This is a genomic window from Pseudomonas sp. PS01297, from assembly GCF_029959305.1.
Taxonomy (GTDB): Bacteria; Pseudomonadota; Gammaproteobacteria; order Pseudomonadales; family Pseudomonadaceae; genus Aquipseudomonas; species Aquipseudomonas helleri.
Genome location: NZ_JASCPQ010000045.1, coordinates 1 through 13176 on the forward strand (window position 1 = coordinate 1; position 13176 = coordinate 13176).

Annotated in this window: 14 protein-coding genes; 10 read left to right on the plus strand and 4 right to left on the minus strand. The window is 57.8% G+C overall.

What is annotated here, in order from left to right:
- Window positions 1-82: 82 nt before the first annotated feature.
- The 3 genes from QMX84_RS14730 to QMX84_RS14740 all read right to left on the minus strand — a co-directional run bounded on the left by QMX84_RS14730 (window position 83) and on the right by QMX84_RS14740 (window position 2046).
- Entirely contained in the window at window positions 83-355 is a 273-nt protein-coding gene (locus tag QMX84_RS14730; protein ID WP_262126663.1) for a hypothetical protein, read from the minus strand.
- Between the two features lie 194 nt (window positions 356-549).
- Complete coding sequence (locus tag QMX84_RS14735) at window positions 550-891, minus strand: zinc ribbon domain-containing protein YjdM (RefSeq protein ID WP_048367396.1); 342 nt, start codon at window positions 889-891, stop codon at window positions 550-552.
- 186 nt (window positions 892-1077) lie between these two features.
- On the minus strand, window positions 1078-2046 hold the full coding sequence (locus tag QMX84_RS14740; RefSeq protein WP_048388088.1) for a polyprenyl synthetase family protein: 969 nt from the start codon (window positions 2044-2046) through the stop codon (window positions 1078-1080).
- Between the two features lie 241 nt (window positions 2047-2287).
- On the opposite strand from QMX84_RS14740, the gene rplU reads away from it, so the two are divergent.
- The 5 genes from rplU to QMX84_RS14765 all read left to right on the plus strand — a co-directional run bounded on the left by rplU (window position 2288) and on the right by QMX84_RS14765 (window position 6052).
- Window positions 2288-2602, plus strand: coding sequence for a 50S ribosomal protein L21 (gene rplU / locus QMX84_RS14745; protein ID WP_007950961.1), 315 nt, complete (start codon window positions 2288-2290; stop codon window positions 2600-2602).
- A gap of 34 nt (window positions 2603-2636) precedes the next feature.
- Window positions 2637-2912, plus strand: coding sequence for a 50S ribosomal protein L27 (rpmA, locus tag QMX84_RS14750; protein WP_047273595.1), 276 nt, complete (start codon window positions 2637-2639; stop codon window positions 2910-2912).
- 195 nt (window positions 2913-3107) lie between these two features.
- The gene (gene cgtA / locus QMX84_RS14755; protein WP_048388086.1) at window positions 3108-4334 is read left to right on the plus strand and encodes an Obg family GTPase CgtA; all 1227 of its coding nucleotides are present in this window, start codon (window positions 3108-3110) and stop codon (window positions 4332-4334) included.
- Window positions 4335-4458: 124 nt separating this feature from the next.
- Window positions 4459-5577 carry a glutamate 5-kinase gene (proB, locus tag QMX84_RS14760; RefSeq protein ID WP_048388168.1) on the plus strand — a complete coding sequence of 373 codons (1119 nt, stop codon included), beginning with the start codon at window positions 4459-4461 and terminating at the stop codon, window positions 5575-5577.
- A gap of 13 nt (window positions 5578-5590) precedes the next feature.
- Window positions 5591-6052 carry a CreA family protein gene (locus tag QMX84_RS14765; protein WP_048367388.1) on the plus strand — a complete coding sequence of 154 codons (462 nt, stop codon included), beginning with the start codon at window positions 5591-5593 and terminating at the stop codon, window positions 6050-6052.
- A gap of 158 nt (window positions 6053-6210) precedes the next feature.
- On the opposite strand, the gene rpsT is transcribed toward QMX84_RS14765, so the two are convergent.
- Window positions 6211-6489: a 30S ribosomal protein S20 gene (rpsT, locus tag QMX84_RS14770; protein WP_048367387.1), complete on the minus strand. Its 279-nt coding sequence runs from the start codon at window positions 6487-6489 to the stop codon at window positions 6211-6213.
- A gap of 249 nt (window positions 6490-6738) precedes the next feature.
- On the opposite strand from rpsT, the gene murJ reads away from it, so the two are divergent.
- From murJ to fkpB, 5 genes are all read left to right on the plus strand, one after another.
- Window positions 6739-8277, plus strand: coding sequence for a murein biosynthesis integral membrane protein MurJ (murJ, locus tag QMX84_RS14775; protein WP_153334938.1), 1539 nt, complete (start codon window positions 6739-6741; stop codon window positions 8275-8277).
- A gap of 118 nt (window positions 8278-8395) precedes the next feature.
- Window positions 8396-9346: a bifunctional riboflavin kinase/FAD synthetase gene (ribF, locus tag QMX84_RS14780; protein WP_048388080.1), complete on the plus strand. Its 951-nt coding sequence runs from the start codon at window positions 8396-8398 to the stop codon at window positions 9344-9346.
- On the plus strand, window positions 9343-12174 hold the full coding sequence (ileS, locus tag QMX84_RS14785) for an isoleucine--tRNA ligase (protein ID WP_262126662.1): 2832 nt from the start codon (window positions 9343-9345) through the stop codon (window positions 12172-12174). The genes ribF and ileS overlap by 4 nt, the downstream gene beginning before the upstream one ends.
- Complete coding sequence (lspA, locus tag QMX84_RS14790; RefSeq protein ID WP_048367375.1) at window positions 12167-12685, plus strand: signal peptidase II; 519 nt, start codon at window positions 12167-12169, stop codon at window positions 12683-12685. The genes ileS and lspA overlap by 8 nt, the downstream gene beginning before the upstream one ends.
- Window positions 12678-13115, plus strand: coding sequence for an FKBP-type peptidyl-prolyl cis-trans isomerase (gene fkpB, locus QMX84_RS14795; RefSeq protein ID WP_019411874.1), 438 nt, complete (start codon window positions 12678-12680; stop codon window positions 13113-13115). The genes lspA and fkpB overlap by 8 nt, the downstream gene beginning before the upstream one ends.
- Window positions 13116-13176: the final 61 nt, after the last annotated feature.

The following is a 13176-nucleotide window of genomic DNA, read 5'->3' on the forward strand; positions in this document are numbered from 1 at the left end:
AGCTTGTCTCGCGATCTTTTGATCTTTTAAAAGATCGCGAGACAAGCTCGCTCCTACAGGGCCGTTTAGCTGCATCGTGCGGTCATATTTCTATTTTGGCGTGGTGTTCGTGAGGTTCTGCGGTGCCGATGGGGCGCAATGCCCGGGCATAGCAAAACAGGAACAGGTTACGCACCAGCTCTTTGAGCACCAGCGGCTCGCTTGAGTTGAGGCCGTTGAAGTCCAGGTCACCCTGGTCTTGCAGTTCGTTTAGCGCTTCTTCTTCCAGTACCGCGCAGACTTCGCCGGTTTCCCGGTGCAGGATTCGCAGGTAAGGGTGTGGACGGTCCAGCCATGCATCAATTAAATAAGTCATCGTTGTCATCTCCTAGATGAATGACAATGAGAATAATTCTTATTCAGTTAATAGCAAGTGCCTATTGGCGGATTTCTTTTTTTTCTACGTAAAAACTGCTGTGGGTCAACGTCGGCTGGCTTTTGGGCGGGGCGGGGAAAGTGTTGCGGGGAATGACCCCTTCCTGCGCGGACGCAGGAAGGTCAGCCACAGGATCAGACTTTGCGCACGAACTCGGACTTGAGCTTCATTGGGCCGATGCCGTCGATTTTGCAGTCGATGTCGTGATCGCCATCGCACAGGCGAATGTTTTTAACCTTGGTGCCCACTTTGACCACCAGGGACGTGCCCTTGATTTTCAAATCCTTGATCACGGTGATGGTGTCGCCGTCGTTCAGCACTGTGCCTGCGGAGTCTTTGTAGACTTTTACATCGCTGGCTTCGTCAGCGTCGCCGTTGGCGGACCACTCATGGGCGCATTCCGGGCAGATCAGCTGTGCGCCGTCTTCGTAGGTGTATTCGGAATTGCATTTTGGGCAGGGTGGCAACGTGCTCACTAAAGCTCCTTAAAAGTCAGGATGGCTAAAAGGCGCGCATTATATAGGGTTTTTGTGCCGAAGGGGTGGGGCAAGCACGGCGAACACTGTAGCCGCTGCCGTCAGGCTGCGATGGGTTGCGCAGCGACCCTCAATTTTTGAAGGTCCTGCGGCCCTTATCGCAGCCTGCGGCAGCGGCTACAAGGATCAGTGCGTGCGGGCTACCGCAAACTCACTCAGCTCAACCAGCGCATCGCGATATTCGCTTGGCGGCAGGGCTTCAAGGCAGGCAATGGCGCGGGCAACGAAGTCGCGGGCCAATTGTGCGGTGTATTCCAGCGAGCCCGAGGCTTCCACGGCCGCACGAATGCTTTCGAGGTCTTCAATGCCGCCTTTTTGAATGGCCGTACGCACCAGAGCAGCCTGCTCGGGGGTGCCTTCACGCATGGTGTAGATCAGCGGCAAGGTCGGTTTGCCTTCTGCCAGATCGTCACCGACGTTTTTGCCCAGGGTTTCGGCGTCACCACGGTAGTCGAGCAGGTCGTCAACCAGTTGGAAAGCCACGCCCAGGTGGTCGCCAAACGTGCGCAAGGCTTCGCGTTGCTCAGGGGTTGCACCGGCCAGCGCGGCGGCGCTGTGGGTCGATGCTTCAAAGAGCATGGCGGTCTTGCCGCGGATGACTTCCATGTAGGTTTCTTCGGTGGTGCTGGCGTCGCGGACCTTGGACAGCTGCAACACTTCGCCTTCGGCAATGATGCGGGTGGCTTGTGAAAGAATCTTCATCACCGGCATCGAGCCCAGCTCGACCATCATTTCGAAGGAGCGCGAGTACAGGAAGTCGCCCACCAGCACGCTCGGGGCGTTGCCCCAGGTGGCGTTGGCGGTCTTGCGGCCACGGCGCATGCCGGACATGTCGACCACGTCGTCATGCAGCAGGGTCGCGGTGTGCAGGAACTCAATGGTGGCAGCCAGCAAGCGCAGGTCATCGCCTTCACGGCCCAGGGCCTTGCCGCACAACAACACTAATAAAGGACGAAGGCGTTTGCCGCCGGCCGAAGTGATGTAGTCGCCAATTTTTGAGACCAGCGGTACGCGTGAAGTCAGCTGCTTCTTGATGATGCCGTCGACGGCGCTAAAATCGTCCGCCACCGCGCGGTAGAAAGCTTGGGGTTGCATCAGCGACAGGTGCTCCAGAAGGGTTGCGCGGCATGCTAGGTCGGGGGGCTGGGCCTGTCAAGGCGCGATGGACGGCCCCTTGCAACACCCGCGAGGCTTGCGTACAATCGCGCACCCTGAACTTCCTGGGCAGCACCTGCCTTACGCAATTGCACTTGGGCCGTTCCAGCCCCATGCAGCCATGCCAGCCAATACCTTTACCTATAAAGCGCTGGGTGAGCAGGATTATCGGAGAAATACCATGTCGTACGCAGTAATCGTTACTGGTGGCAAGCAATACAAAGTAGCACCGGGTGAATACCTGAAGATCGAGAAACTGGAAGTCGCTACTGGCGAATCCGTCACTTTTGATCGCGTTCTGTTGGTCGCCAATGGCGACGACGTAAATATCGGCGCTCCAGTTGTTGCTGGCGCCACTGTTGTTGCTGAAGTGATCTCCCAAGGTCGTCACGATAAAGTACGCATCATCAAGTTCCGTCGTCGTAAGCACCACATGAAGCGTATGGGCCACCGCCAGTGGTACACCGAGATCAAAATCACCGGTATTCAGGCTTAATTTCAGCCTAATTCCTCACTAGGAGAATTGACTCATGGCACACAAAAAAGCTGGTGGTAGTACCCGTAACGGTCGCGACTCAGAAGCCAAACGCCTTGGCGTGAAGATGTATGGCGGCCAGGCTATCGTTCCGGGCAACATCATCGTGCGTCAGCGCGGCACCCAATTCCACGCTGGCTACGGCGTTGGTATGGGCAAAGATCACACCCTGTTCGCGAAAGTGGAAGGCGTGATCAAGTTCCAGGTTAAAGGCGCCTTCGGTCGCCGCTACGTAAGCATCGTTCCGAAGACTGAAGTCGTCGCAGCGTAATAGCTTGGTAGCTGGAAGAGCCCTGTCTTGCGACGGGGCTTTTTCGTTTGTGGGGTGAGTCTCTTGCAAAACTGTTTGTATGGGCTTAGGCGCTGGATTTAACGGCTGTTGATTGGGTCGCTGCGCTCATTTTTGCAAGAGTCTTATGTCTTGGTTTTTATCGGCTCGTCCTGATGACGAGAGGCGTGTTTTGTTATGAAGTTTGTAGATGAAGTATCGATCAAAGTAAAAGCAGGCGACGGTGGTAACGGTTGCATGAGTTTCCGTCGTGAGAAGTTCATCGAAAACGGTGGTCCTAACGGTGGTGATGGTGGTGACGGCGGCTCGATCTACATGGTCGCTGACGAGAACCTGAACACCCTGGTTGACTACCGCTACACCCGTCACTTTGACGCGCAGCGTGGCTCTAACGGTGGCAGCACCGATTGCACCGGCCGCAAGGGCGAAGACCTGGTACTGCGTGTGCCGGTGGGCACTACCGTCATTGACGCTGGCACCCAGGAAATCATCGGTGACCTGACGGTTCCGGGTCAGCGTTTGCTGGTTGTACACGGCGGCTGGCACGGCTTGGGCAACACCCGTTTCAAATCCAGTACCAACCGTGCGCCACGCCAGACCACGCCGGGTAAGCCGGGTGAGCAGCGTGACCTCAAGCTGGAATTGAAGGTACTGGCTGACGTCGGTCTGCTGGGCTTGCCGAACGCGGGCAAAAGTACCTTTATTCGTTCGGTGTCTGCGGCCAAGCCAAAAGTGGCTGATTACCCGTTCACCACTCTGGTGCCAAACCTGGGTGTGGTGAGTGTTGATCGCTGGAAGAGCTTCGTGATTGCCGACATTCCGGGCTTGATCGAAGGTGCTTCGGATGGCGCGGGTCTGGGGATTCGCTTCCTCAAGCACTTGGCGCGTACCCGTCTGCTGTTGCACCTCGTCGACATGGCGCCGGTTGAAGGCACTGATAGCGCGGCTGATACCGCTGAAGTGATCGTTAACGAACTGATCAAGTTCAGCCCGTCGCTGGCTGAGCGTGACCGTTGGTTGGTGCTGAACAAGTGCGACTCGCTGCCGGAAGACGAGCACGATGCGCGCGTTAAAGAAGTGGTTGATCGTCTGGAGTGGACCGGCCCTGTGTACGTGATTTCGGCGATTGCCAAAATCGGTACCGACAAGCTGTGCCACGACATCATGCGCTATCTTGAAGACCGTGCTGACCGTCTGGCCAACGATCCGGTGTACAAAGAAGAGCTGGCCGATCTTGATCAGCGCATCGAAGACGAAGCGCGTGCGCAGCTTCAAGCCCTGGATGACAAGCGTGCCCTGCGTCGCAGCGGCGTGAAGAGCGTCCATGACATGGGTGATGATGACTGGGACGAAGAAGATGTTGATGACGAAGATGGTCCAGAAATCATTTACGTCCGCGACTGATTCGTTGCAGTAAACTACAGCGCCGCTCAATTGAGCGGCGTTTTGGTATCTGTGAAACTGTAATCAAGAATAAATCCATGGGTGGCGCTCGGTCGCGCTGCTCTCAGGCATAGGTTGGATGATGATGCGGAGCAAGGTGACAGGTGCGCAGCGTTGGGTTGTGAAAATCGGCAGCGCATTGCTGACAGCAGATGGCAAGGGCCTGGATCGCGCCGCGATGGGCGTGTGGGTCGAGCAGATGGTGGCCTTGCATGAGGCGGGCGTAGAGTTGGTGCTGGTGTCTTCGGGCGCAGTGGCGGCCGGCATGAGCCGCTTGGGCTGGACGGTCCGACCCAGTGCAATGCACGAGCTGCAGGCGGCCGCCGCGATTGGCCAGATGGGCTTGGTGCAGGCGTGGGAGTCGAGCTTTGCCGAGCATTCGCGGCACACTGCGCAGATTCTGCTGACCCATGACGATTTGTCTGATCGCAAGCGCTACCTGAACGCCCGCAGCACCTTGCGCGCCCTGGTTGAGTTGGGTGTGATCCCGGTGATCAACGAAAACGACACCGTAGTCACGGACGAAATCCGTTTTGGTGACAACGACACGCTGGCGGCGCTGGTGGCCAACCTGGTCGAGGCTGACCTGCTGGTGATCCTGACCGACCGTGACGGCATGTTCGATGCGGACCCGCGCAACAATCCGGACGCCAAGCTTATCTATGAGGCGCGTGCCGATGATCCTGCGCTGGATGCAGTGGCGGGCGGTACCGGTGGTGCGCTGGGTCGCGGCGGCATGCAGACCAAGCTGCGTGCGGCGCGTCTGGCGGCGCGTTCCGGAGCGCATACCATCATTGTGGGTGGTCGCCTGGAGCGTGTGCTGGACCGTCTGAAGGCAGGCGAGCGCCTGGGTACATTGTTGTCGCCTGAGCGTGGCATGCTGGCGGCGCGCAAGCAGTGGCTGGCCGGGCATCTGCAAACGCGCGGCACCCTGGTACTGGATGCCGGTGCTGTGGCGGCATTGTCCGAAGGGCATAAAAGCTTGTTGCCAGTAGGTGTCAAAGCCGTGCAGGGCGGGTTCCGTCGTGGCGAAATGGTGGTGTGTGTGGCGCCTGACGGGCGAGAAATTGCCCGAGGCCTGGCCAACTACAGTGCGGCTGAAGCGCAAAAAATTATTGGGCAGTCGTCTGAGGCGATTGTCAGCTTGTTGGGTTACATGGCTGAACCTGAGTTGGTTCACCGCGATAACCTGATCCTGGTTTGAATTGAGGTGTTGAATGCGCTTGCTTAGCGGTCTGTTGGGTTTGATCTTGGCGGTGCCTCTGTTGGCATCGGCTGAGGAAATTGGCACGGTGTCGACCGTGTTCAAATTTGTTGGGCCGAACGACCGCATTGTGGTCGAGGCATTCGATGACCCGAAGGTGGATGGCGTGACCTGCTACCTGTCGCGGGCCAAGACTGGCGGCATGAAAGGTGGTCTGGGCCTGGCGGAAGATCGCGCTGAAGCGTCATTGGCCTGTCGTCAGACCGGTCCGATCAGCTTTAAGGGTGATTTGAAAGATGGCGAAGAGGTGTTCAAGGAGCGCACTTCGCTGGTCTTCAAGACCATGCAAGTGGTGCGCTTTCTCGACAAAAAGCGCAACACGCTGGTGTATCTGGTGTACAGCGACCGCCTGATCGAAGGCAGCCCGCAGAATGCGGTGACCGCGATCCCGATCTTGCCGTGGCCGCAGCGCTGATAAAAGCGGTAAGTGACTGTGCAGGAGCTGCCGAAGGCTGCGATCTTTTGATCTTTTAACCTCAAAAGATCGCGAGCAAGCTCGCTCCTACAAGGTTTTACCAAATCGCAGGCAATAAAAAACCGACCCTGGGGTCGGTTTTTTTAAAAGCTTATCGCTTAAGCAGCAGTCGCAAGGTTCAACGCCTTGACGTGGCCATTCAGGCGGCTCTTATGGCGAGCAGCTTTGTTCTTGTGGATGATGCCTTTATCGGCCATACGGTCGATAACAGGGACAGCCAGAACATAAGCAGCTTGCGCTTTAACAGCGTCTTTTGCGTCGATGGCTTTAACTACATTCTTGATGTAGGTACGAACCATGGAACGCAGGCTGGCGTTGTGGCTGCGACGCTTCTCAGCCTGTTTTGCACGTTTTTTGGCGGAAGGTGTGTTGGCCACCGTCGAGCTCCTCGAAAGACTTTTGGAATTAACAAACAAAATAGGCCGCGAATCATGCCGATGACGACAACTCTTGTCAAGGGCGATTGATTCGAGCCGCTGAGTGGTTGATCGAGGGAGACGGGAGATTTATTTCCGGCGCTTGACCTGTAAACTCGCGAGCTTGGCTCTGTGCTGTTGCGGCGCGCAGTATCGCATAAGTGAACGCTTTGTTCGCCTGCTCTTTCTCTAAAGGCAAAAACTCTTTCAATGAATTTGCTCAAGTCGTTGGCTGCTGTCAGCTCCATCACCATGATTTCAAGGGTTCTGGGCTTTGTCCGGGACACTATCGTGGCGCGTATGTTTGGCGCGGGTATGGCCACAGATGCGTTCTTTATTGCCTTTAAGCTGCCCAATCTGCTGCGCCGGATTTTCGCCGAAGGCGCTTTTTCGCAAGCGTTTGTGCCGATTCTGGCCGAATACAAAAATCAGCAGGGCGAGGAGGCCGCGCGCACGTTTGTGGCCTATGTCGCCGGGTTGCTGACGCTGGTGCTGGCCATCGTCACCGTGCTGGGCATGCTGGCTGCGCCTTGGGTGATCTGGGCCACGGCGCCAGGGTTTGCCAGCACGCCAGAGAAGTTTGAGCTCACCTCCAACATGTTGCGGGTGACCTTTCCTTATATATTGCTGATCTCGTTGTCATCGCTGGCCGGGGCGATCCTCAATACCTGGAACCGCTTTTCGGTGCCGGCGTTCGTGCCGACGCTGCTCAACGTCAGCATGATCATCTTTGCCCTGTTCCTGACCCCGTACTTTGACCCGCCCGTAATGGCGCTGGGCTGGGCGGTGCTGGCCGGTGGCCTTGCGCAGTTGCTGTTCCAACTCCCGCACCTGAAAAAAATCGGCATGCTGGTGCTGCCGCGCCTCAATTTGCGCGATACCGGTGTATGGCGCGTAATGAAACAGATGGTGCCGGCCATTCTGGGGGTGTCGGTCAGTCAGATTTCGCTGATCATCAACACAATTTTTGCCTCCTTTCTGGTGGCCGGGTCGGTGTCCTGGATGTACTACGCAGACCGCTTGATGGAATTGCCGTCCGGTGTGCTCGGGGTGGCGCTGGGCACAATCCTGCTGCCAACGCTGTCCAAAACCTACGCCAATAAAGACCGACAGGAGTACTCGCGAATTCTCGATTGGGGGCTGCGCCTGTGCTTTTTGCTGGTGTTGCCGTGTGCACTGGCCTTGGCGATCCTGGCGGAACCGCTGACCGTCTCGTTGTTTCAATACGGTGAGTTCAGTGCCCTGGATGCGGCGATGACCCAGCGCGCCCTGATGGCGTACTCGGTCGGTTTGCTCGGTTTGATCCTGATCAAAGTGCTGGCGCCCGGCTTCTATGCGCAACAAAACATCCGCACCCCGGTAAAAATTGCCGTGTTCACCCTGGTGGTGACGCAGTTGCTCAACCTGGTGTTTATCGTGCCGCTGCAGCACGCCGGGCTTGCCTTGGCCATTAGCGTGGGCGCGTGCATTAACGCCGGGCTGCTGTTCTGGCAGTTGCGCAAGCAAAAGCTGTTTATCGCCCAGCCGGGCTGGTCGCTGTACCTGTTCAAACTGGTGTTGGCGGTTGCCGTGATGTCGGCGGTGCTGATGGGCTTGATGCACGTTATGCCCGCCTGGGATCAAGGCCATATGCTCGAGCGCTTTATGCGCCTTGGCGGCTTGGTGGCTGCTGGCATATTGGCTTATTTCGGTATGTTGTTGCTGTTGGGCTTGCGTTTGAAGGATTTCGCCCGCAAGTCTCTGATGTAAGGAAAATTACGGTCAAACGTCTATTTTGTCGGTTTGACCTGATTTGCCTTGCGCTGTCGCCTGTCGTCACGGGCCGGGTGTGGTTATAATCGGCCACTTTATGAGCAAGAAGCGCGTTATGCAGCTGGTTCGAGGCCTTCACAATCTGCGGCCCCAAGATCGGGGCTGTGTCGCCACTATTGGCAACTTTGACGGTGTACACCGTGGTCACCAGGCTATCCTGGAGCGGCTGCGTGAACGTGCACTGGAGTTGGGCGTGCCCAGCTGCGTGGTGATTTTTGAGCCCCAGCCGCGCGAATTCTTTGCCCCTGAAACCGCTCCGGCGCGTCTGGCCCGCCTGCGCGACAAATTGCAGCTGCTGGCTGACGCCGGGGTTGATCGGGTGCTGTGCCTGGCGTTCAATCAACGCCTGTGCAAGCTCAGCGCGGCCGAGTTTGTCGACACGATCCTGGTCGATGGCCTGGGTGTGCAGCACCTTGAGGTCGGTGACGACTTCCGCTTTGGCTGCGACCGGGTCGGTGATTTTGACTTCCTGCAACAAGCAGGTGTCATGCAGAACTTTACCGTCGAAGCCGCGCAAACCGTTGAGCTGGACGGCGTGCGCATCAGCAGCACCCAGGTGCGTGATGCGCTGGCCAAGGGCGATTTTGCCCAGGCAGAGCGCTTGCTGGGCCGCCCGTTCCAGATTGCCGGTACGGTATTGCACGGGCAAAAGCTGGCGCGCCAATTGGGCACGCCAACCGCCAATATCCAGCTCAAGCGTCGTCGTGTTCCGTTGACCGGGGTGTACCTGGTGAGCGTCGAGATCGACGGCAAAACCTGGCCCGGCGTCGCTAATATCGGCGTCAGACCTACCGTAGCAGGGGATGGCAACGCCCATCTTGAAGTACATCTATTGGATTTCGCTGGCGATTTGTATGGCCAGCGATTGACCGTGGCATTCCACCACAAGCTGCGTGATGAGCAGCGTTTTGCCTCCCTGGAGGCGCTCAAGACGGCGATCAATGCGGACGTCGCCGCCGCCCGAGCCTTTTGGCTGGGTCAACCGCTTAAAAAGAGCCTGAAATGACCGACTACAAATCCACGTTAAACCTTCCGGACACAGCCTTCCCAATGAAGGCCGGCCTGCCACAGCGCGAACCGCAAATTTTGCAGCGCTGGGACAGCATTGGCCTGTACGGGAAGTTGCGCGAGATTAGTAAGGATCGTCCGAAGTTCGTACTTCACGACGGTCCTCCGTACGCCAACGGTACGATTCACATCGGTCATGCGCTGAACAAAATTCTGAAAGACATGATCGTGCGTTCGAAAACCCTCGCCGGTTTCGATGCGCCGTACGTACCGGGCTGGGACTGTCACGGTCTGCCTATTGAGCACAAGGTCGAAGTGACTCACGGTAAAAACCTGTCCGCGGATAAAACCCGCGAGCTGTGCCGTGCTTACGCGACCGAGCAGATCGAAGGCCAGAAGTCTGAGTTCATCCGTCTGGGTGTGTTGGGTGACTTCGCCAATCCGTACAAAACCATGGACTTCAAAAACGAGGCCGGTGAAATCCGTGCCTTGGCCGAAATCGTCAAAGGCGGTTTCGTCTTTAAAGGTCTGAAGCCGGTGAACTGGTGCTTCGATTGCGGCTCAGCCCTGGCTGAAGCAGAAGTCGAATACCAGGACAAAAAGTCGTCGGCCATCGACGTTGCCTTCCCGGTTGCCGATGACGCCAAGCTGGCCGAGGCCTTTGGCCTGGCAACCTTGAGCAAGCCGGCTGCGATCGTGATCTGGACCACCACCCCGTGGACCATCCCGGCCAACCAGGCGCTGAACGTGCACCCGGAGTTCACCTACGCGCTGGTCGACGTGGGCGACAAACTGTTGGTGCTCGCTGAAGAACTGGTTGAATCGAGCCTGGCGCGTTACAACCTGCAAGGTTCGGTGATCGCCACCACCACCGGTTCGGCACTGGAACTGATCAACTTCCGTCACCCGTTCTACGACCGTCTGTCGCCGGTTTACCTGGCTGAGTACGTTGAACTGGGCGCTGGCACCGGCGTGGTTCACTCCGCACCGGCTTACGGCGTAGACGACTTCGTGACCTGCAAAGCCTATGGCATGGTCAACGACGACATCATCAACCCGGTTCAAAGCAATGGCGTGTACGTGCCGTCGCTGGAGTTCTTCGGTGGCCAGTTCATCTGGAAAGCCAACCAGAACATCATCGACAAGCTGACCGAAGTCGACGCGTTGATGTTCACCGAAACCATCAGCCACAGCTACATGCACTGCTGGCGTCACAAAACCCCGCTGATCTACCGCGCAACCGCGCAGTGGTTTATCGGTATGGACAAAGAGCCGGTAGCGGGCGACACCCTGCGTACCCGCGCACTGCAAGCCATCGAAGACACCCAGTTCGTACCGGCCTGGGGCCAGGCGCGTCTGCATTCGATGATCGCCAATCGTCCAGACTGGTGCATCTCGCGTCAACGCAACTGGGGCGTGCCGATCCCGTTCTTCCTGAACAAGGAAAGCGGTGAGCTGCACCCACGTACTGTCGAAATGATGGAAGAAGTGGCCAAGCGCGTTGAAGTCGAAGGCATCGAAGCCTGGTTCAAACTGGACGCTGCCGAGCTGTTGGGCGACGAAGCGCCGCTGTACGACAAAATCAGCGACACGCTGGACGTATGGTTCGATTCGGGTACGACCCATTGGCACGTGCTGCGCGGTTCGCACCCGATGGGCCACGAGACCGGCCCGCGTGCCGATCTGTACCTGGAAGGTTCTGACCAACACCGTGGCTGGTTCCACTCGTCCTTGCTGACCGGCTGCGCCATCGACAACCACGCACCGTACCGCGAACTGCTGACTCACGGTTTCACCGTGGACGAAGCGGGCCGCAAAATGTCCAAGTCGCTGGGCAACGTGATTGCACCGCAGAAGGTCAACGACACCTTGGGCGCTGACATCATGCGTCTGTGGGTGGCCTCGACCGACTACTCGGGCGAAATCGCAGTGTCTGACCAGATCCTGCAACGCAGCGCGGACGCCTACCGGCGTATCCGTAACACCGCGCGCTTCCTGCTTTCCAACCTCACCGGCTTCAACCCGGCCACCGACCTGCTGCCTGCTGATGAAATGCTCGCGCTGGACCGTTGGGCAGTAGACCGCGCCTTGTTGCTGCAACGTGAGCTGGAGCTGCACTACGGCGAATACCGTTTCTGGAACGTGTACTCCAAAGTACACAACTTCTGCGTTCAGGAACTCGGTGGTTTCTACCTCGACATCATCAAGGACCGCCAGTACACCACGGGCGCCAACAGCAAGGCCCGCCGTTCGTGCCAGACCGCGCTGTTCCACATCTCTGAAGCGCTGGTGCGCTGGATCGCTCCGATCCTGGCCTTCACCGCCGACGAACTGTGGCAATACCTGCCGGGCGAGCGCAACGAATCGGTCATGCTCAACACCTGGTATGACGGCCTGAGCGAACTGCCGGAAGGCACCGAGCTGGACCGCGACTACTGGGAGCGGATCATGGCGGTCAAGGTGGCGGTCAACAAGGAAATGGAAAACCTGCGCGCAGCCAAGGCCATTGGCGGCAACTTGCAGGCAGAAGTGACCTTGTTCGCCGAAGCTGAACTGGCCGCAGACCTGTCCAAGCTGAGCAACGAACTGCGCTTCGTCCTGATCACCTCTACCGCCAGTGTTGCGCCTTTTTCGCTGGCACCGGCTGACGCTGTGGTCACCGAAGTACCGGGCCTCAAGCTCAAAGTGGTCAAGTCGGCACACGCCAAGTGCGCGCGCTGCTGGCATTGCCGTGAAGACGTGGGCGTGAACCCGGAGCATCCGGAAATCTGCGGCCGTTGCGTTGACAACATCAGCGGCACCGGCGAGGTACGTCACTATGCCTAACACCAGCACTGCCGGGCGCTTCGGGCGCCTGGGCTGGCTCTGGTTGACTGTGCTGGTCCTGGTCATTGACCTGACCAGCAAGGTCTATTTCGACAACGCCTTGCAGATGTACCAGCAAATTGTGGTCATCCCGGACCTGTTCAGCTGGACGCTGGCTTACAACACCGGCGCGGCCTTCAGCTTTTTGGCCGACAGTGCTGGCTGGCAGCGTTGGCTGTTTGCCCTGATCGCCATTGTGGTCAGCGCCGTGCTTATCGTCTGGCTCAAGCGCCTTGGGCGCAATGACACCTGGTTGGCGATTGCGCTGGCGCTGATTTTGGGCGGCGCGCTGGGCAACCTGTATGACCGGATTGTGTACGGTCATGTGGTTGATTTCATCCTGGTGCATTGGCAAAACCGCTGGTATTTCCCGGCCTTCAACTTCGCCGACAGCGCGATTTGCGTGGGCGCGGTGATGCTGGCACTGGATATGTTCAAAAGTAAAAAGTCTGGAGAACCGGCTCATGACTGAGCAACGTATTGGCCAGAACACGGAAGTCACGCTGCATTTCGCATTGCGCCTGGAGAATGGCGACACCGTCGACAGTACATTCGACAAGTCCCCGGCGACTTTCAAGGTGGGTGATGGCAGCCTGTTGCCAGGTTTTGAAGCCGCCTTGTTCGGCTTCAAGGCGGGCGACAAACGCACCCTGGAGATCCTCCCGGAAAACGCGTTCGGCCAGCCTAACCCGCAAAACGTACAGATCATTCCACGTTCGCAGTTCAAGGACATGGACCTGTCTGAAGGTTTGCTGGTGATCTTCAATGACGCGGCCAACACCGAGCTGCCGGGTGTGGTCAAAGCCTTTGACGACGAGCAAGTGACCATTGATTTCAACCACCCGTTGTCAGGCAAAACCCTGACCTTCGACGTGGAAATCAAAGACGTTAAAGCGCTGTAATTCAGAGCTCGGCGTGTGCCGGGCCTGATTGGCATTATTTTTCTGCGCGACCCACGAGGCT

What these genes read in the sequence shown, in the direction of transcription:
- QMX84_RS14730 (WP_262126663.1), bottom strand. Translation starts at nt 355, where the DNA reads ATGACTTATTTAATTGATGCATGGCTGGACCGTCCACACCCTTACCTG.
- QMX84_RS14740 (WP_048388088.1), bottom strand. Translation starts at nt 2,046, where the DNA reads ATGCAACCCCAAGCTTTCTACCGCGCGGTGGCGGACGATTTTAGCGCC.
- rplU (WP_007950961.1), top strand. Translation starts at nt 2,288, where the DNA reads ATGTCGTACGCAGTAATCGTTACTGGTGGCAAGCAATACAAAGTAGCA.
- rpmA (WP_047273595.1), top strand. Translation starts at nt 2,637, where the DNA reads ATGGCACACAAAAAAGCTGGTGGTAGTACCCGTAACGGTCGCGACTCA.
- cgtA (WP_048388086.1), top strand. Translation starts at nt 3,108, where the DNA reads ATGAAGTTTGTAGATGAAGTATCGATCAAAGTAAAAGCAGGCGACGGT.
- proB (WP_048388168.1), top strand. Translation starts at nt 4,459, where the DNA reads ATGCGGAGCAAGGTGACAGGTGCGCAGCGTTGGGTTGTGAAAATCGGC.
- QMX84_RS14765 (WP_048367388.1), top strand. Translation starts at nt 5,591, where the DNA reads ATGCGCTTGCTTAGCGGTCTGTTGGGTTTGATCTTGGCGGTGCCTCTG.
- murJ (WP_153334938.1), top strand. Translation starts at nt 6,739, where the DNA reads ATGAATTTGCTCAAGTCGTTGGCTGCTGTCAGCTCCATCACCATGATT.
- ribF (WP_048388080.1), top strand. Translation starts at nt 8,396, where the DNA reads ATGCAGCTGGTTCGAGGCCTTCACAATCTGCGGCCCCAAGATCGGGGC.
- ileS (WP_262126662.1), top strand. Translation starts at nt 9,343, where the DNA reads ATGACCGACTACAAATCCACGTTAAACCTTCCGGACACAGCCTTCCCA.
- lspA (WP_048367375.1), top strand. Translation starts at nt 12,167, where the DNA reads ATGCCTAACACCAGCACTGCCGGGCGCTTCGGGCGCCTGGGCTGGCTC.
- fkpB (WP_019411874.1), top strand. Translation starts at nt 12,678, where the DNA reads ATGACTGAGCAACGTATTGGCCAGAACACGGAAGTCACGCTGCATTTC.